Source organism: Brumimicrobium mesophilum (genome assembly GCF_003025005.1).
Classification (GTDB): domain Bacteria; phylum Bacteroidota; class Bacteroidia; order Flavobacteriales_D; family Crocinitomicaceae; genus Brumimicrobium; species Brumimicrobium mesophilum.
Window position 1 is genome coordinate 23,430 of sequence record NZ_PVSS01000020.1, and the last position, 17,192, is coordinate 40,621.

A 17,192-nucleotide genomic window follows, 5' to 3' on the forward strand; every position below is an offset into this window, starting at 1 on the left:
GTTCCAATTCTGTAAAAGAACATCACTTTCTCAATCTCTTTTTGGCCAATAAAACTTTCTTCTTTTTTTAACATTTAATGGTGAAAACCAAATTGTTTTTCATTCTACATTTGAATAAAAATTAATGTCGATAGAACGGAAGGTGAAATTAGTAGAAAAGTTATTCTGCGATTTAGAATTGGAAAGTGTTCAATTTAAAAAAGAATCAGGTTTAAGGTGCGTTTCAGGTTGTGGAAACTGTTGCACTCATCCTAATTTGGACGCTTCACCATTAGAGTTTTTACCATGGGCATTCCATTTGTTCTTGAATGGAGAGGCAGAAAACACACTTGTTGAACTTAACCAAACAAACAGTAAAACCTGCCACATTTATAAGTCATTAACCGTTTTAGGGAAAGGCCGTTGTAGCGCCTATAAATACCGAGGATTAATTTGTCGACTCTTTGGTTTTGGTGCAACTAGAGATAAATTTGGTCAACTAAGGCTTGCTACTTGTAAAACTATTAAAGAAGGTCAAACTGAAAATTACGGGAAAACAGTGAAATCCATAACTAACGGGATGTTCGTCCCAGTATTTGCCGATTACTATATGAAACTTAGTCAAATAGATCATCATATGGGCAATACTATTTTGCCAGTCAATAAAGCGCTTAAAATCGCTTTGGAAGAGGTATTACAATATTATTATTATCGACCTTATTCAGGAGCCCATTTGAACTGTGGTTAGTGAATAACATTTGGCCTAACAAATAGAACTTTTGAATTGATGGAGTGAAAATTTAAGCTCATTAAATTCAAAGGTTTTTATGTGTTCTAAAATTTTTTTCAAAATATTAAATCCAAAAACGTTTTTAGTTCGTAGGTATTAAAAAGAGAATGTTTTAAATCAATTAAATGAATTTAAACGCATAAAAGATATGCCTCTCTAAACTAAAAACTCTATGGAATGAAAACTAGAAAAAAAATTAAAATGGTTGCTACGATATTACTCGGAGGTGCTTTTTTATTCTTTGCAACACTTGTAATTCATATTGGAATTATGGTTTATGGAAAAGAAGCTTTGCCGCTTGCAACAACACAAATAGGCAGATTAGATTTTGATGAACAAATTAATGAAGGGCAAGCGAACGCCATTGAAAATCAATTCAAAAATATCGAAGGTGTCAAATCCACTTACTTTAATGTTGGAAGTGATATCCTTATTTACACTTTCGATAACCGTAAAAATTCTACAGAAAATATATACAAAGAATTTAATCAAGGTTCCAATTATCTTAGTTCAAGGTATACAGTTTCTGAAGAAGATCTTTCTAAAGGATGTCCAGCAATAGAAAGCGATTCCTTCTATGGAAAGTTGACGAGTATGGTTTCAAAAATTGTTAATTAACTTCCTATTCATCTAAATCACTATTTATTAATCTTTAAAACTTTAAATTATGTTTAAAAAATCAAAAACACCGTTCGTTATTGTCTTAACAATACTGATTGGATTTGGCTCTTTTATGTCTTGTAAGAAAGACGAAGTTACACCACCGGAAGTTGAACCTCCAGTATTAATGAGTACCCCGCTTTATGATACATTGGGTTGGTTCATACAAGGAGGAGACCCAAGTATGGCAATAGAAGGTCAGGGTACTAAGAGTATTTCTGATCCTGATAATTCTGGTCAAATGATCCAAGCTGGTCGATTAGCAATTAGAAAAGTTGTAGAAGGTTCTTTGCAAATCATTGCTGGAGACACAGTTTTGGCTAAGTATTTCCCTACTTTATTGAATGAAGTTGGAAATGGTAACACTACCGGATTCGCTCAATTGTTGGAGAGTTTCACTGACTTTACACAGCAAGCAGTAAGTGGTCAAATGGTTTATCAAGGTAAGTCAATGGCCGATGCGCACAACAATATGACTTATTCTAGATTTGGCTCTGCTAATCAACAATTTGTTACAGACAATGCAGATTTTGATAAGTTTGTTGGAGACATTGTATTGGCTGCCCAAGGATTAAATGTTCCTAATAGTGTAATTGGACAATTAGGTGTTATACTTTATAGTACCGAAAACGACATTGTTCAATAATCAAGTATAATGTGTGTTAGATAGATCGCAGGTTGAATATTCAATGAGATGATTGCTGCTTCTACCAGCGAACATTAAATTGAAATCTGTAATTGTTTTCAGGAGGATGAATTCATTTTTTTTAATGGATTCATCCTTTTTTGTTGGGTTAGAAAATCTTAGACAAAAGATATTTATGTAACGTAGTTCAATATTAACACTATTCATCAAGGAGAGTAGACAAAAAGGTGGAGGTTTTTAATCATTGTTGATTTCGTTAAATTTATATAAATGAACTCCTAATAATTGTCTATAACTCAAATCTCTACCATAATTTTGTATCTTAGTAACAAGCATAAAAGAAATGTTAAATAAGAAATTTTGCATGGCTGTTCTTTTTATAAAACAATTTATCAATTGGAAAGTTCAAGCTAAAATTTCAAGGAATTTAATATAATTAATCAATTTAAAAAAAACAAAACATGGATTCAGGAAAAGTAGTTTTAGGAGTAGTAGCAGGAATAGCGGCAGGAGCAATTTTAGGAGTATTATTTGCGCCACATAAGGGGTCAGATACTAGAGATATGATTTCTAGCAAAAGTACAGATACCATCAATGATTTAAAAACGAAAGTTACTGGTGTAATGGACTCACTTGCAAATAAATTACATAGTGAAGAAAAGGAGCTTGCTGAAAAAATTAAAAAGGCTTAAGACTTAATTAATCTTTAAAATTTTGAAGATAACTCACATGAAACTATTCTTTAAATAGAAGAATAGGGTTATGTGAGTTGTTTATCTTTTAAAGGAGGTGGTAACTTGACGAAAATCTTCAAAAATCAATTATTTATTTAAGAATTTTAACTTTTTTCAAATTTTATAAAACCTTCATTAAATAATAAATTAGTACTTTTAAAATGTATCAACTTTTTAAATAAATCCCATTTTAGAAATTAAAACTTAAAAATATGAAAACTAAAAAAACACTTATTGCGCTTTTTGGAGCGTTGACATTAATGCTAGTACCAACAACTTTAACTGCTCAAGAATCAGATAAGCCATTGACAGAGCGTCTTAAAGATAGAGTTGTTATAGAGAAGGAAGAAAGAACGAGTGATATTGAATCAAGATTAATTGAAATCAAAAACATGGATCTTTCTGACCTTGATAGATCAGAGAAAAGAGCGCTAAGAAAAGAAGTTCGTGAAATAGAAAAAACGACCGCAGTAGGAGGTGGGGTTTATATTTCTGTTGGTGGATTGCTCTTAATAATCATTCTATTAATTATCTTATTATAAGATTGTTATTTTTAAAAGATTTGAGAATCACTTAGCATTTAATGTTAAGTGATTTTTTTTTGCCTTAATTTTACCGCATCAAAGAATATTTATTGCTTGTTAGATTAAAAAAATCAATCATTTTTTTATTGTTTAGTTTCTATAGTATTTTTAATACATCGAATGCAGGAGAATGAGATGAGTATTCATGAAGTGTTTTTAAAGAACTTCGTTGAATCAATTAGGCTCTAGGATCATGAAATTCGTCCAGTACATTTTAAGCCAGAGGAATTCCTTCCCAAGTCTCATTTAGAAGAGGTTTTACAAGTATTAAACGAGGACGAAAAGGATGTTTTTATGGATAATACAAAAGATGCACCCAAGAAATTTGATTTGATTCATGAAATTGCTTCAGCCTTAGATTGTGGTATGGATTGTGATTATAATTCAAAATTAACGGATTCTGCTATTGTGATTTTGCTAATGGTGAAAAACAAGAATATGATTTGCGCCACTTATCAAAACAAGAACAATTTGACACGTGTAGTATGCATGATCAAAGTGCTGGAGGTTTTGGAGGTGAGTGTGAATTGAAAGAATAACCAAATTGATTTATAAATATTAAAAAGGTCGCATCTATGCGACTTTTTTAATTCAGTTAGCGATGAAGTGTAACCAATCTGAATTATTCCGATATAGTATGTACATTACTTTTATACTTTCGCTAAAATTTTATTTATGAAACCAATAAAACTTACCCTACTTTTTATCTTTTCATTTTTGTTTTCTGAAACTTCTTTTGGACAGTTTTATCCTGTGCCAGAAATGACTGTTGAGCCTATAATTGCATCATCAAAAACAAAGGAGTTGCTAGTTACTCCATTTAGCATTTCGGAGTTTATTTCTGTTGGGGAATTTAAAACCTATATGGAAGAAATTAAACGCGATTCTACTTTGGGTTTTTATGAAACTCAGTTACCGAAATCCATAACTTTTAGTATCGAGTTATTCAATAATATTTTGAAAAACGAAGCATTACAAAATAAACCAATGCCTGGTGTTTCATGGACCGTAGCACAAAATTATTGTAATTGGCTAACTGAAAAATCGAAGTTGAAAGGTAGAAGTTTTGAATATGATTTACCTATAGTTTCAGAGTTAATTGCTTACTATGAATTGTATAATCCAAAAACAGATCAAGGTCTTGAATCATGGACATTGAATGCTTATGACGAGAGTATGTTTGAGCTTTCAGAAATGACGGTAGATTATCAATATAATGCAAAAACGTATGATCCTCCAGCGCTGAAAAGAAAAGTGATTTATGGTGGTTCTTATCATATGGAGTATTCTCCAGGTTCAAAAAATGATTTTCACCTAATTAACGCACCTTACAAATATATTTATCAAGACAGTTCTTCCAGATATGTTGGTTTTAGAGTAGTAAGAAAAAGTTCAGACGCGATAAAATCCATGAATGATAGTTTGTTTGTAAATGCTGATTTTGGCTTTCAAAACAATCATTTCAATGGAATTTATCATGAAAAATATCAGACAGGTGAAACTAAGGTTTTAGGTGAATTTTTCAAAGGGCAGAGAATTGGAATTTGGTCAGTTTGGGATAGCACAGGAGTATTGAAAGTACAAAGAAATTATTCAAATAATAGATCTTTTGAATTTGTGTATCCTGTATCTAACCATCCTTACAAAGAAATTTACGCAGAGAACCCAAGTTATGTTTTAGAAAGGAATGATAAGAATTTGTATAAAAATCGTTATTTGAAATTGCGTTCTGTTGCTTATTCTGCAAGAGGTTGGAAACAATTTTCTGAGAAAAACGAGCCTGAATTGTTTAATCAAATTGATTTAAAATCTATAGTTAAACAAGTTTTTGAACAAGACCTCACCTGGTATTTTTATGAAAATAATGGAAGTTTTAAAAATGAATTAACTAATGAAGATCTCTTGAAAATAGCTTATGAATACGATTCTTGGGATTTCAGCAGAGTTGAAATAAAAGAAGATTTTATTATTAATACAGAAAGCATGAGTTCCGAAACGCGTCAAATCGGAATGGCTTTTTATACGGATAGCATTGCTGTTGATCCAACATATTTATTGTACTTTCCAAGTATTCGTTCAATACTTTCTAAACACAAAATTGTAGTAATGGGAAGATCAGAAATTGAGCATTTAGACGACGCTTTTTTCTTCAATGCATATAGAGGTAAATTTATTAAACCATTCCAAAGTGTGTATAATCATGAAATGAAAAACGACAAAGAAGATTTGTTTATGGAGTTTCAAAAGCTATCCGCAGAACACGATTTTTGGGTGGCTTTTGGAAGGTAGTCTTTTAGTGAGTTTCTAGTTTTTCAACGCTATCTTTATGGGATTCCTTGTAAATTGTTTTTCAAAGCATTACATTGTAGAAAACAAACTACATAATGGAACAAGCAATTGGCATTTTTATTATCATTCATGCCAGTTTTGGCGGCGTAGCATTCATTTTTGGTCTTATTGCAATGATTGCTAAGAAAGGTTTAAAAGTACATAGGAGATCAGGCCTAGTATTCTTTTATTCAATGGTTATATCAGCTATTAGTGCAATGATTATTGCAGTGCTTCCTAATCACGAAAGTCCTTTCCTTTTTGCTGTGGGTTTATTTAGTTTATACTTTGTTTTAATTGGGAAAAGAGCACTTAGATTTAAGCATAAGAATCCAAATCTAACTTTTGAAAAATGGATGGCATGGATTATGATTTTCGCCGGAATTTTAATGATTAGCCTGCCAATAATTCTACTTGGAGTGATCAATATAGTTTTATCGGTATTTGCTGTCGTCGGAATTCTTTCAGCATTTAAAAATTTGACTTTATACAAACACCCTGAACGTTTACAAAAAGATTGGTTGAAGTTACATTTAGGAAATATTATGGGAGGCTATATCGCTGCAGTAACCGCTTTCGTTGTGGTAAATCAGTTTTTCCCAAGTTTTTATGGATGGTTCATTCCAGGAATAATAGGCGGTTTTTTTATCGCATATTGGTTGAGTAAAGTGAGGCCTCAACAAAAGTGAGGTCAATTCCAATGGATAATATTTGAATTTTAAGCGGAGATAAGTTTTAATATTTATGTTGAATTTAAGTAGATGATTTCCCTCTAATTGATTCAAAAACGTGCGATTTTTTCGTTATAAATTTCGACTGATTTTTCATCTTCTAATTTGAAAATCTTGACCGTTTTTACATTCAAACTTTTATTAAAACGAATTGAGAAATAGTTCCTTTCTATTTGGTCATTTATCAGTTCTTTTTGTTCTTCTTCTTCGTATTGATCTATAATTTGAAGATTAGACTTCATAATTACCAATTCATCCGTAATGATGTTTTTAGAATCCACTAATCTAACCAGCAATTTACTTAATTCTTTAGGAGGATAAATGATTTCACTTTCATCTAGTTTTCCCGCTATAACTTCTGATTTAATTAATGTGATTTGTTCTTGATTTTTTTTGCTTTTAACAATTTCAAAATCCAGTTTTACAATCTCGGAATTTGTTGGTTTTTCCGTCGAATTATCTTCTGTATTTGTGCTGTTCTGAACATCTTGTGTTGAGGCGCAACTTGTGAAGAAAAGGCAAGGTAAAGCGAATATTAAAATTATTAAGCGCATAAGTTTCGAATTTTCAATAAATCTAACTAAAATCAAATTCTTTTCATACTATTTCTGATCACTATTTATAAAGATTTTCTCCTATATTTTTTTATAATTCTATGCGTAAACAACTTACTGCCATTAAAAGCATATATGTTTGTAAGCTATTTTTATGGTTCAATATTTTGTAATTATTTCTATTAAAAGTGTAAATAAAGAAATAGGAATCGTAAGTAAATAGATAAATTTTCAAATTGTTTAGTTTGAAAAAATCCGTTACTTTGGGATTAGAAAATTGGCATGTGCAATTCTTTTCCAATCATTGAAACATGGATGATAAATCAATAAAGCTTGAAAATTATTTAGAAAAACATTACATCCACAAAAGCAATTGGCTTCGTGCAGCTGTTTTGGGTGCAAATGACGGTATTCTTTCTACTGCAAGTCTTGCAATTGGAGTTGCGGCAGCTAGTGAATCTAGACAGACTTTAATTATTGCTACCCTGGCCGGATTAGTGGCTGGAGCTTTGTCAATGGCAGCTGGTGAGTATGTTTCGGTAAGTTCACAATCTGATTTAGAAAAAGCGGATATTGAAAGAGAACGCAAACAATTGAAAGAAACTCCCGAGTATGAATTGCTGCATTTAGCTGATATTTATGAACAAAGAGGCCTCAAAAAAGAAACGGCCTTAATTGTGGCCAAAGAGCTCACTGAAAAAGATGCTTTAAAAGCACATATTAGGGATGAATTAGGAATTAGCGACGCCAACGAACCAAAGCCAATTCAAGCTGCTTTCGCTTCTGGTGCTGCGTTTACTATCGGAGGATTGTTGCCTTTTTTAGTTGCTTTGTTTATTCCATTGGAAATCATGGAATATTCGTTATACGGATTTGCTATTTTGTTTTTAATGATGCTTGGTGCTCTTTCTGCATATACCGGTGGGTCTAGTATTTTAAAAGCGGTTTTAAGAATAACTCTTTGGGGAACCGTAGCCATGGGATTAACTGCGTTTGTGGGTTATTTGTTCAATGTGAATATTTAGAGTAAAAACTCCCTTGATCTCTTCTATCTTCGTTTGAAAACTGATAAAAAAATGAATTACAATAATAAAAAATTCCGTCCACTTCATAATACAGAAAACGGTGAAACTACTTCAGAAACTGTTTTTATTTACAAACAAGAAGGTAATATCCTTACCTCAGATTATGCTGGTGGAAAAATAAAAAAAGGTCATTTGATTGGATTAGTTGATGAAGATGGAATTATAAAAATGCGATATCATCAAGTAAATATTTATGGTGAGTTAATGACAGGAAGGTGCAAGTCAACACCTGAGATATTACCGAATGGAAAAATTAGACTCCATGAAAATTGGCAATGGACTTCTGGAGATAAATCTTCTGGTAAATCGGTTTTAGAAGAGATTTAGATTCAATTAAAAAGCTTATATTTTAAAGGATGAAAATTCACTTTCAATAAAATTTATTATGAATAAAACCTTACTCATATTTCTATTATTTTCATTCCAAATATTTGGTCAAAACGAATCTGAAGTAGAATTAAAACCTTTAAAATTAATTGATACAATTTCTGAGGAATCAACAATTGATTATTTAAAGGAAATTAGTGTTTATGAAGATAATAATCACTTTATAGTTATGGATTTTAATCACAATGAAGGTTTATTTTTTCTTCAAAAGAAATATGATATTTGGAAAGTTTATGAATTAGACTATGAATTTTTTTTAGGCAAAAAAACAAAAATTGTGACTGTTGAAAAAATGCGGGAAGGTTTTATAGATATTCAAATTAACCGCAGTATTATTGACGAATGTGTAGATATTTATGGTTTCATGTTTCTACTAAATATTGAGTTGTTAGAAACTATTATGTTTTCGAATTTTTATAATCAAGTTTGTTATGATGAGAAAAGTAAGAAAAAAGTGAAGGTTTGTAGGGCTGAATTTGAAATAATTAATGGCATACTTTTTATAAAAAGTGAGAAACTGCCGAATGATGGGTTAAGTTGTATTGAAACTGGTGAGTTTATGCTGCAAGGAGGCAAGTATATTCGAATTAATTAATTTCTGAATTTGAATTTTATCGCTTTAAATACTTAACTATTTTACACAAATTAACATGAAAAAAATCAATAGATTACTTACAAATATATGTTCAAATGAATTAAATAATAGTAGAGACTTTTATACTAAACTTTTTGATTTTAAAGTGGACTTTTAAAGTGATTGGTTTATTCATTTAGTTTCAAAAGATAAAAACTTGGAATTGGGAATTATTGATAAAAATCATGAACTGGTTCCAAACGAATTTCAAAATTTACCAACAGGTTTTTATATCACTTTTGTGGTTGATAATGCAGATGAAATTTATGAAATCGCTCAACTTGAAAAGTTAGAAATAGTGAGCGAACCAAAGGATACTTTTTACGGACAAAGACGTTTCCTTCTCAAAGATCCTGACGGTAGTTTAGTAGATGTTTCTTCTCCAGTTAAAAACTAAATCTATAATTAAAGTTAACACATATCTATTGATCAGTTATTGTTATTATTTTAAATAAGAATTTCACTTTTTTAAAAACTTTATAAGATATGGCCTTACAAGAATTTGATGTATTTGTTATTGGAACGGGTGGTTCTGGGAAGACAATAGCTTTTGACTGTGCAGCTGAAGGAATGAAAGTTGCAATTGCCGATAATAGAGAATATGGTGGGACTTGCGCCCTTCGAGGATGCAGTCCAAAGAAAGTTTTTTCTGGAATTACAGAGGTGTTACAATCTGTAAGAAATTTAGAAGAAAAAGGATTGTTGAGTGAAACTAAAATTGATTGGAAAAGTTTACAAAATTTCAAAAAAGATTTTACTGATACTGTTCCAGTTCAGACTGAAAAAAATTTAAAAAAAGCAGGGATTACATTATATCATCAATCACCTAAATTTATTGGTGAACAAACTTTGTCTGTAGAAGGAAAATTAATAAAAGCTAAGAAAATAGTTATCGCAACAGGTCACATCCCTTTAGAATTAAAAATTCCAGGTCGGGAATATTTAAGAATTAGCGATGATTTTTTAAATCTTGAAGCGCTTCCAAAAGAGATTGTTTTTGTTGGTGGTGGTTATATCGGAATGGAATTGGCACACATTGCGGCCAGATGTGGAGCTAAAGTTACGATCATTGAGTTTGGTGATGCTATTTTAAAAGAGTTTGACAAAGATTTGACCAATGAATTAGCAGATGTGTCAAAAGATTTAGGGATTAATATTATTCTCGGAGCAAAAGTTAACAAGGTAGAAAAACTTCAAAAAAACTACCGTGTTTATTATGAAATGGATGGTGAAATAAAGTCAATGAAAACAGAAATGGTTTTCAATACGGCAGGTCGTGTTCCAGCAGTAAATGAATTGGATTTAGAAAACGGCAATGTAAAAGTTGAAAAAAGAGGTGTGAGGGTAAATGAATTTCTTCAGAGTTCGAGTAATCCCCATGTTTATGCTTGTGGTGATGTTGCAGCGACTTCTTTCCCTCCCCTTACACCAACCGCAAGTTTAGAGGCCAAAATCTTATCTAAAAACATTCGAGAAGGGAATAAAAATAAACTCCCACAATTAGCGATTCCTTTAATGGTTCATTGTGTACCTCAATTGGCTATGGTGGGTATGAGTGAAAGGGATTTAGAAAATCAGAAAGATAAATACCAAATTAACTATGAAAAAGTTCCTTATTGGTTCAACGCAAAACTTTTGAACGAAAAGAATTATAGTTACAAAATAATCCTTGATAAAAAGAGCCAAACCATTATTGGAGCACATATTTTGTCTCCAACAGCTGGTGAAATTATCAATCTGTTCACAATGGCTATTAATCAAAAACTTACAGTTAGTGAGTTTAAGAATATGGTTTTTGCCTATCCAACATGGGGATCAGATATTGAGTCAATGTTGTAGTTTTAAATTCCTCTAAAAAACCATAAACACTAAGCTTATTGTCTTTATTTAAAGTTGAATTATTCCTAAATATGAAATGATGGACCTCACTTCGAATGAACCTTTTTGGCGGGTTAAAAATGGATTGATTAATTCCTTTCCTTCTGTAAAATCAGACTTAAAGACTGAAATACTAATAGTTGGTGGTGGAATCACGGGTGCTCTGATGGCCCATAAATGTATGGAGGAGGGTTATGACACCACCTTGATTGATCGTAGAGAAATTGCTAACGGAAGTACTTCTGCTACAACTTCAATGTTACAATATGAAATCGACCTTCCTCTTCATAAACTTAGTCAAATCATTGGAGAAAATGCGGCTGAAGCAAATTATTTGGCGGGACATAAGGCCATAAATGATCTGGAAAAAATAGTTAAAAAAATAAAGTCAGATTGTGGATTTAAAAAGAAAAAATCACTTTACTATGCTGCCTTTAAAAAGGATGTGAAAGATCTTGAAAAGGAATTGAAAGCAAGAAAAAAATGTGGAATTTCGGTGCAATGGCTTTCACCAAAGGAAATTGAGAATAAATATAAGATTATAAATACTCAAGGAGGAATTTTATCAAAGCAAGGGGCAAGTGTTGATGCTTTTAAATTAACGCATGACTTGTTGGCTTTCAATTTGAAAAGAGGCTTACAAGTGTTTGATAAGACGGATACTAAATTGACGAATTATAGCAAAACCAAAGTTGAATTAACTACTGAATTCGACAATAAAATCACAGCGGATAAGGTCATTTATTGTAACGGATATGAAAGTACGGAAATGATAAAAGATGATTTTGTTAAATTGCTGTCTACTTTTGCTATTATTGGAGAACCCAATGAAGACCACCAATCTCATCTGAATGATACTCTTTTCTGGAATACTGCCGAACCTTATATTTATATGCGAACAACCGACGATAATCGCTTGTTAATTGGAGGGGAAGATGAGGAGTTTATTAATACAGAAATGCGGGATGAATTAATTTCTAAAAAAACTAAAAAATTAGAGAAACAGTTGAAGAATATGTTGCCTCATTATAAATTTAGATCTGATTTTGCTTGGGCAGGAACTTTTGGAGAAACCAAAGATGGTTTGCCTTATATTGGTGAACATCCAAATTTTAAAAATTCTTATTTTTTGTTGGGCTTTGGGGGTAATGGTATTACATTTTCAGTAATCGGAACGGAAGTAATTTCAGATATGCTAGATAAGAAAGTTCATCCATTGGCAGAATATTATAAATTTAGAAGATAGTTTTACAAGTTATTAGAGATCTTTATTAAATTATGAACTTATTGACATCTATACTTTTAATCGGAATTATTCTTAGCCTTTTTTATTTCAAAAATACGCAATCTAAGTTTCTAAAATGGATTTTGATTGGGTTGATTCTGAGTGTAGTAGTGCCATTTTTATCCTTTCCTATATTAACAACGTTTGGATATTTTGTTTTTGGAATTCTAAGTCTAATTTATACTTTTTATTGTTTTAAATTAAAGAAACATTTAGGAATGATAATTGGCTTATTTGTATTTATTTCATTTCTCGTTTCAATTTTAAATTTACCCTTATTAAATGAGGTGAGATTAATGATGATTGTTCCGGTTTAGTGCTTTGCTTTTACATTCAAAAGCCCAATTAAATACCAGAATGAACTTTCAATATTAATTATTTTTGCGTTCTACCAATTAGGAGAATTATTACAATTACTTTTTATCAATTAATACAGGTTTTAGTTGGTTTATAGGAATCGTCAAACTTTAACTGATTAAACCTCAAAAACTAAAAGACTACCCTAACATTTCTTTACATTCTCCTAAAATCTCCTTACTTTCGCATGAATCAAAAAATCAAAAAATTCATGTCAGAAATTGATATCAATAAAGTATTAAGTCAACTAGGAGTTAAAAACGAAGTCAATAAAGGAGCATCAACTGGAAAAAACTGGATAGATACAAAAGGCGACGTGATTGATTCTTTTACACCCGTTGATGGTTCGAAAATCGGACAAGTAAAATTAGCTTCTGTAGAAGATTATAATGAGGCAGTAGAAGTAGCAACAAATGCATTTTATGAATGGAGACAATGGACTGCGCCAGCGCGTGGAGAAGTTGTTCGTCAGTTGGGAAATGCTTTAAGAGAATATAAAGAACCATTAGGTAAATTGGTTTCTTACGAAATGGGGAAATCATACCAAGAGGGACTTGGTGAAGTGCAAGAAATGATCGATATCTGTGATTTTGCAGTTGGACTTTCTCGTCAACTATATGGATTAACAATTGCTTCAGAACGTCCAGGACACAGAATGTATGAGCAATATCACCCACTAGGAGTTGTTGGAGTAATTTCGGCATTTAACTTCCCAGTTGCCGTTTGGAGTTGGAATACAGCTTTGGCATGGGTTTGTGGTGATTCCTGTGTTTGGAAGCCATCTGAAAAAACACCTTTAACATCTATCGCTTGTCAAAATATTGCACAAGAAGTATTTGCAAAGAATAATGTTCCTGAGGGAGTTTCAACTATGGTAATAGGTGATGCAGAAGTAGGTAAAGCAATGGCCAACGATAAGAATATCGCATTGGTTTCCGCAACTGGTTCTACAAGAATGGGACGTTCAGTTAACGAAGCTGTAGCGAAACGTTTAGGTAAAGTATTGTTAGAATTAGGTGGAAATAATGCAATGATTATCACTCCAGATGCTGACTTGAAAATTGTTGTTCCAGGCGCTGTGTTTGGTGCTGTAGGAACTGCTGGTCAACGATGTACTTCTACGCGTCGTTTAATTATTCACGATAGCATTTACGATAAAGTAATGAAAACTATCGTTGACGCTTATGGTCAGATTAAAATTGGTAATCCATTGGATGAAAATATGCATGTTGGACCGCTTATCGATAAAGATTCTGTAAAAAATTACTTAAATGCAATTGAATCTGCAAAGAAAGAAGGAGCAAAAGTATTAGTGGAAGGTGGAGTTCTTGAAGGAAAAGGATACGAATCTGGATGTTACGTAAAACCAGCTATTCTAGAAGTTGAGAATCACTATGAAACTGTTCAACACGAGACTTTCGCACCAATTCTTTACGTGATGAAATATGCCGGTGATGTTACCGAAGCTATTAAACTTCAAAATGGAGTAGTGCAGGGTTTATCTTCTGCAATTATGACAACAAACTTACGTGAAGCAGAGGCTTTCTTATCAGCTCAAGGTTCTGATTGTGGAATAGCGAATGTTAATATAGGTACTTCAGGTGCTGAGATTGGTGGAGCATTCGGAGGTGAAAAAGAAACAGGAGGTGGACGTGAGTCTGGTTCTGATGCTTGGAAAGTTTACATGAGAAGACAAACGAATACTATCAACTATACTGCTGAATTGCCATTAGCGCAAGGCATCAAGTTTGATTTGTAGTCTTTGCAAGAAAACTTCAAATATTGCTTTAAGCTAGTTTTAAATTACAGTCATTTATAAAAATAAACTCCTGACAATTTATTAAATAGCAATCCTTGCCTTTGAAGCTTTTTTGTCAAAGGATTAAGCATTGGTTTTCTTAAGAACACGAAATAAATATTTAATAGTCTCGGCGGAAACGTCGGGACTTTTTTCCATTTGTAGAAAACTGAATTGATTTAACTGAAGTGTTAACAAATAATTCCTTCCATTTTCGTCATTTTCCTAAATTTAATTGCTCGCTGAACCTCAGTGAAAACAAAAATAATTGAATAGGAATTCTGAAATGCTCCTGATGAAATAAATACATTTTTAAGATGTAAATCTCTGACATTCAGTTTTTAAATATATAGGAAAGCCCAATAAATCAAAACAAATTGCAACGGCAATCTCAAATAAGCAATCCATGCATTTTTGCTTTGTTTTTGGTACATGCGCTTTGCCATATAAATGTTAGCAGGGAAAACAGCAATTAATAATAAGATAAGTCCTATCGCTGCATAGGATCTTGTTATTTCAAACAGTAATCCGATTCCGAAAATCAATTCGAAAAAACCAGATATATATACCATCATTTTCGGATATGGAATATATTTCGGTATTATTCTGGCGTAAGGTTTTGGCTTAATGAAATGGAGAATTCCAGCAATAATATATATTGATGCCATGATGTAAAGTGAAAAATTCTCCATTTGATATTTTTAGGTAAGTTAATAAAAAAGAGTCTTTAGCATTCTGAAATAGCCGTTTTTATAAGAATCCCCTTCTTTTTGCAAACTATTCCTCTGTATTTAACCTCATTTTCAATAAATCGGGATGAAATCCAATTTTTTTGTAGGCTTGCAATGCACTTTGATTTTCTGCATAAAGTTCTATTACAATTTCCGATAAGTCATGTTGTTTTGACCATTTAATCAGATATTCCACAATTTGACCATTTACTCCTCTACCTCTAAATTCTGGAATTACATACATAAATCCTAAATAGGCATGAAAGCGTTCTTTTTTTGTGGGTTCAGCTTCCTCGATTGATGCATATCCAGAAGCAATTAACTTATTGTCAACTTCAGCTACAACAAAACAAGAATCTTCATTTTTTATAAGATCATCAATAGCATAATAATGAATAGGGTCAGCTTTTAATTGTGGAGCAAATGTACGTTCATATTGAATCACTCCTTGCTCAAATTCTTCTAGTGCTTCAAGGTCGTCTAAAGTTGCAATTCTGAGTTTTATATCATGCATAAATTATATGTTTTTTCAGTTAATAAAGCTAATAAATTTTTTAAGCTGAATTTACTGAAAACTTATTTAATTTTGAATTTTCTATAATTTGATCCTTCTATTCAAACTCCCGTTATTCAACTCCAAACGTTTTTTTTATATTTGTCAAAAAATAAATCTAACTATGAAACTCATTCCATTCTTGTTTTTAACTTTTGCTTTTATATTGACCTCTTGTGGTGCAACTAAATTTAGTAAGAGTGATGAAATAGTTGATTATCCTGATATTGAAGCTGAATATCCCGGAGGAGTTGATGCAATGAGGACATTCCTTTCAAGTAATATTAATTATCCAGATATTTCAATGGAATTGGGTGATCAAGGTAGAGTATTTGTTCAATTCGTAATTGAAAAAGATGGTAGTTTAACTAATATAGAAGTACTGAGAGGTGTTTCGGATGAGATAGATGAAGAATCTATTAGAGTTATTGCGATCATGCCGGCTTGGACACCTGCTATTTATAAACGAAAATATGTACGTGCGAGAGCAAGAATGCCAATAAATTATATTCTTGAATAATATTGATATAATTAATTCTGGTGATGCTAACTTGAAAAACTAAGGCGTCTCTACTGCACAAAATTAGCAAATCAGATTGTCAATTTATTTTTTTCATTCCTAACTTGTTTATTTTTTTGTGGAAGGAATAATTTAGTAAGTAGCTTGATATACGATTAGTTTTTTTCCCTGAACTGATTACCTCAATTAATACCTGACTCAATTGCTCCTTTAATTTAGACAATCAACATTGCCTGAATATATTATTTAATATTCTAATATTTCTAATTGATTCAATCATTTCTCCATTGAATAATAATTGAGTTTTAACCTAATCTATTCAAAAGATTATGGGTCTTGTTCGTGCAACAAAACAGTAGCTTTCAATTGTCGTAAAAAATGATTTTTGTCATTTTTCATAGTGCAAAGTGATTGATTCTGATATTAATTCAAGATTAATTTATGACTTAAGTCATGTTTCTAAAATATTGAAGTGCAGATTCTTGTATGTTAATTTTATTTTTTTTATAGATTTCTTTATGGTATGTTTTGTAATTTTTGTTACATTTGGTTTGATTTACATATTATTGTGAGCTATTGTTGATTTTTTTACAGTAGATTTTTTTTGTGATAAATTGTAAATTATAAGTTGTCAAATAAGAAGATATTACTATGAACTAACTAGAGACCTAATGAGAATTTTTGATTTTATTTTAACATTATTATGTGTCCCTTTCCAAGTGTTAGGTGAAGCTGATGTTTATTCTCAAAGGTATGTTATTTCTAGTTCAATTTTTCAGACTCAATCAATAGCAAATTGTAATGACTATCTAAGTCATAATTCAAATAATAATATTTATCGTTCATCTTTCCTGCCTTGTATAGTAAGGGTAAATGTGAATACGTGAGATTTTTTCAGTTGAATATTGTGTTCAGCTTATTTTTTTTTTTATAAAAGAAGAGTTAAGTTGAAGTGTTT

19 protein-coding genes are annotated in these 17,192 nt (G+C 31.4%); 16 read left to right on the forward strand and 3 right to left on the reverse strand.

Going from position 1 to position 17,192, the window contains the following annotated elements; translation table 11 throughout:
* The first annotated feature begins 124 nt into the window (after window positions 1-124).
* The 8 genes from C6368_RS16370 to C6368_RS16405 all read left to right on the forward strand — a co-directional run bounded on the left by C6368_RS16370 (window position 125) and on the right by C6368_RS16405 (window position 6,410).
* Window positions 125-727: a YkgJ family cysteine cluster protein gene (locus tag C6368_RS16370; protein WP_107040307.1), complete on the forward strand. Its 603-nt coding sequence runs from the start codon at window positions 125-127 to the stop codon at window positions 725-727.
* A gap of 219 nt (window positions 728-946) precedes the next feature.
* Complete coding sequence (locus C6368_RS16375; protein ID WP_107040308.1) at window positions 947-1,387, forward strand: hypothetical protein; 441 nt, start codon at window positions 947-949, stop codon at window positions 1,385-1,387.
* Window positions 1,388-1,436: 49 nt separating this feature from the next.
* Window positions 1,437-2,075, forward strand: a complete 639-nt coding sequence (locus C6368_RS16380) for a globin family protein (protein WP_107040309.1) — start codon at window positions 1,437-1,439, stop codon at window positions 2,073-2,075.
* Window positions 2,076-2,536: 461 nt separating this feature from the next.
* A complete protein-coding gene (locus C6368_RS16385) occupies window positions 2,537-2,767 on the forward strand; it encodes a YtxH domain-containing protein (protein ID WP_107040310.1) in 231 nt (76 codons plus the stop codon).
* A gap of 254 nt (window positions 2,768-3,021) precedes the next feature.
* Complete coding sequence (locus C6368_RS16390; protein ID WP_107040311.1) at window positions 3,022-3,351, forward strand: hypothetical protein; 330 nt, start codon at window positions 3,022-3,024, stop codon at window positions 3,349-3,351.
* A gap of 336 nt (window positions 3,352-3,687) precedes the next feature.
* Window positions 3,688-3,924 carry a hypothetical protein gene (locus C6368_RS16395; RefSeq protein WP_107040312.1) on the forward strand — a complete coding sequence of 79 codons (237 nt, stop codon included), beginning with the start codon at window positions 3,688-3,690 and terminating at the stop codon, window positions 3,922-3,924.
* Window positions 3,925-4,068: 144 nt separating this feature from the next.
* Window positions 4,069-5,682, forward strand: a complete 1,614-nt coding sequence (locus C6368_RS16400; RefSeq protein ID WP_107040313.1) for an SUMF1/EgtB/PvdO family nonheme iron enzyme — start codon at window positions 4,069-4,071, stop codon at window positions 5,680-5,682.
* Between the two features lie 95 nt (window positions 5,683-5,777).
* Window positions 5,778-6,410 (forward strand): DUF2306 domain-containing protein, encoded by a 633-nt coding sequence (locus C6368_RS16405; RefSeq protein ID WP_107040314.1) that lies wholly within the window; start codon window positions 5,778-5,780, stop codon window positions 6,408-6,410.
* 92 nt (window positions 6,411-6,502) lie between these two features.
* Here the strand turns inward: C6368_RS16405 and C6368_RS16410 are convergent, their stop codons facing one another.
* Complete coding sequence (locus C6368_RS16410; RefSeq protein ID WP_107040315.1) at window positions 6,503-7,006, reverse strand: hypothetical protein; 504 nt, start codon at window positions 7,004-7,006, stop codon at window positions 6,503-6,505.
* 311 nt (window positions 7,007-7,317) lie between these two features.
* On the opposite strand from C6368_RS16410, the gene C6368_RS16415 reads away from it, so the two are divergent.
* From C6368_RS16415 to amaB, 7 genes are all read left to right on the forward strand, one after another.
* Window positions 7,318-8,031, forward strand: a complete 714-nt coding sequence (locus tag C6368_RS16415; protein ID WP_107040316.1) for a VIT1/CCC1 transporter family protein — start codon at window positions 7,318-7,320, stop codon at window positions 8,029-8,031.
* A 51-nt stretch (window positions 8,032-8,082) separates the two neighbouring features.
* Window positions 8,083-8,418: a n-acetylglutamate synthase gene (locus tag C6368_RS16420; RefSeq protein WP_107040317.1), complete on the forward strand. Its 336-nt coding sequence runs from the start codon at window positions 8,083-8,085 to the stop codon at window positions 8,416-8,418.
* A 58-nt stretch (window positions 8,419-8,476) separates the two neighbouring features.
* Entirely contained in the window at window positions 8,477-9,073 is a 597-nt protein-coding gene (locus C6368_RS16425; protein WP_107040318.1) for a hypothetical protein, read from the forward strand.
* Window positions 9,074-9,269: 196 nt separating this feature from the next.
* Window positions 9,270-9,509 (forward strand): VOC family protein, encoded by a 240-nt coding sequence (locus C6368_RS17410; RefSeq protein WP_199851663.1) that lies wholly within the window; start codon window positions 9,270-9,272, stop codon window positions 9,507-9,509.
* A gap of 89 nt (window positions 9,510-9,598) precedes the next feature.
* Window positions 9,599-10,951 (forward strand): dihydrolipoyl dehydrogenase family protein, encoded by a 1,353-nt coding sequence (locus C6368_RS16435; protein WP_107040319.1) that lies wholly within the window; start codon window positions 9,599-9,601, stop codon window positions 10,949-10,951.
* Window positions 10,952-11,027: 76 nt separating this feature from the next.
* On the forward strand, window positions 11,028-12,236 hold the full coding sequence (locus C6368_RS16440) for an NAD(P)/FAD-dependent oxidoreductase (protein WP_234369159.1): 1,209 nt from the start codon (window positions 11,028-11,030) through the stop codon (window positions 12,234-12,236).
* Window positions 12,237-12,843: 607 nt separating this feature from the next.
* A complete protein-coding gene (gene amaB / locus C6368_RS16450) occupies window positions 12,844-14,391 on the forward strand; it encodes an L-piperidine-6-carboxylate dehydrogenase (protein ID WP_107040328.1) in 1,548 nt (515 codons plus the stop codon).
* Between the two features lie 380 nt (window positions 14,392-14,771).
* Here amaB and C6368_RS16455 read toward each other — a convergent pair whose 3' ends face one another.
* Both C6368_RS16455 and C6368_RS16460 read right to left on the reverse strand, forming a co-directional pair.
* Window positions 14,772-15,122, reverse strand: a complete 351-nt coding sequence (locus C6368_RS16455) for a DoxX family protein (protein WP_107040322.1) — start codon at window positions 15,120-15,122, stop codon at window positions 14,772-14,774.
* A gap of 85 nt (window positions 15,123-15,207) precedes the next feature.
* Complete coding sequence (locus C6368_RS16460) at window positions 15,208-15,675, reverse strand: GNAT family N-acetyltransferase (protein ID WP_107040323.1); 468 nt, start codon at window positions 15,673-15,675, stop codon at window positions 15,208-15,210.
* Between the two features lie 163 nt (window positions 15,676-15,838).
* Between C6368_RS16460 and C6368_RS16465 the strand changes: the two genes are divergently transcribed.
* Complete coding sequence (locus C6368_RS16465; RefSeq protein ID WP_107040324.1) at window positions 15,839-16,234, forward strand: energy transducer TonB; 396 nt, start codon at window positions 15,839-15,841, stop codon at window positions 16,232-16,234.
* Window positions 16,235-17,192 lie beyond the last annotated feature (958 nt).

Bases quoted from the DNA above. Each gene is read 5' to 3' on its own strand.
- C6368_RS16370 (WP_107040307.1), top strand. From the start codon at position 125: ATGTCGATAGAACGGAAGGTGAAATTAGTAGAAAAGTTATTCTGCGAT.
- C6368_RS16375 (WP_107040308.1), top strand. From the start codon at position 947: ATGAAAACTAGAAAAAAAATTAAAATGGTTGCTACGATATTACTCGGA.
- C6368_RS16380 (WP_107040309.1), top strand. From the start codon at position 1,437: ATGTTTAAAAAATCAAAAACACCGTTCGTTATTGTCTTAACAATACTG.
- C6368_RS16385 (WP_107040310.1), top strand. From the start codon at position 2,537: ATGGATTCAGGAAAAGTAGTTTTAGGAGTAGTAGCAGGAATAGCGGCA.
- C6368_RS16390 (WP_107040311.1), top strand. From the start codon at position 3,022: ATGAAAACTAAAAAAACACTTATTGCGCTTTTTGGAGCGTTGACATTA.
- C6368_RS16395 (WP_107040312.1), top strand. From the start codon at position 3,688: ATGGATAATACAAAAGATGCACCCAAGAAATTTGATTTGATTCATGAA.
- C6368_RS16400 (WP_107040313.1), top strand. From the start codon at position 4,069: ATGAAACCAATAAAACTTACCCTACTTTTTATCTTTTCATTTTTGTTT.
- C6368_RS16405 (WP_107040314.1), top strand. From the start codon at position 5,778: ATGGAACAAGCAATTGGCATTTTTATTATCATTCATGCCAGTTTTGGC.
- C6368_RS16410 (WP_107040315.1), bottom strand. From the start codon at position 7,006: ATGCGCTTAATAATTTTAATATTCGCTTTACCTTGCCTTTTCTTCACA.
- C6368_RS16415 (WP_107040316.1), top strand. From the start codon at position 7,318: ATGGATGATAAATCAATAAAGCTTGAAAATTATTTAGAAAAACATTAC.
- C6368_RS16420 (WP_107040317.1), top strand. From the start codon at position 8,083: ATGAATTACAATAATAAAAAATTCCGTCCACTTCATAATACAGAAAAC.
- C6368_RS16425 (WP_107040318.1), top strand. From the start codon at position 8,477: ATGAATAAAACCTTACTCATATTTCTATTATTTTCATTCCAAATATTT.
- C6368_RS16435 (WP_107040319.1), top strand. From the start codon at position 9,599: ATGGCCTTACAAGAATTTGATGTATTTGTTATTGGAACGGGTGGTTCT.
- C6368_RS16440 (WP_234369159.1), top strand. From the start codon at position 11,028: ATGATGGACCTCACTTCGAATGAACCTTTTTGGCGGGTTAAAAATGGA.
- amaB (WP_107040328.1), top strand. From the start codon at position 12,844: ATGTCAGAAATTGATATCAATAAAGTATTAAGTCAACTAGGAGTTAAA.
- C6368_RS16455 (WP_107040322.1), bottom strand. From the start codon at position 15,122: ATGGAGAATTTTTCACTTTACATCATGGCATCAATATATATTATTGCT.
- C6368_RS16460 (WP_107040323.1), bottom strand. From the start codon at position 15,675: ATGCATGATATAAAACTCAGAATTGCAACTTTAGACGACCTTGAAGCA.
- C6368_RS16465 (WP_107040324.1), top strand. From the start codon at position 15,839: ATGAAACTCATTCCATTCTTGTTTTTAACTTTTGCTTTTATATTGACC.